The sequence below is a fragment of the Vibrio sp. L85 genome (assembly GCF_963871815.1).
Classification (GTDB): domain Bacteria; phylum Pseudomonadota; class Gammaproteobacteria; order Enterobacterales; family Vibrionaceae; genus Vibrio; species Vibrio harveyi.
Window position 1 is genome coordinate 1 of sequence record NZ_CAWMYL010000269.1, and the last position, 271, is coordinate 271.

The following is a 271-nucleotide window of genomic DNA, read 5'->3' on the forward strand; positions in this document are numbered from 1 at the left end:
AAGCGGTCAAAAAACCCTTCAAGCCAAGCAACGCGTCGCGATCGTGCAAACCGTGACGACCATGTTTTGTACGATGAACATCGATGGTCATCGTATTGGGCGCTATGCTGATAAGAGCAAGAACGAGCAACCGGTGTTTGATGAGCATGGTAACGAACTGCTACGTGGGATCACGCATTACGAGCTTCGAGGTCTGCACTCTCAGATTTGGCGTCAACCGATCTCAAGAACCAAATACAATGACGTGGTAAAAATGCTCAAGCTAGCGGGC

At 49.4% G+C, this 271-nt stretch carries 1 pseudogene; it reads left to right on the forward strand.

What is annotated here, in order from left to right:
• A pseudogene (locus AACR11_RS29810) lies at nt 1-271 on the forward strand (hypothetical protein); the annotation flags it as partial.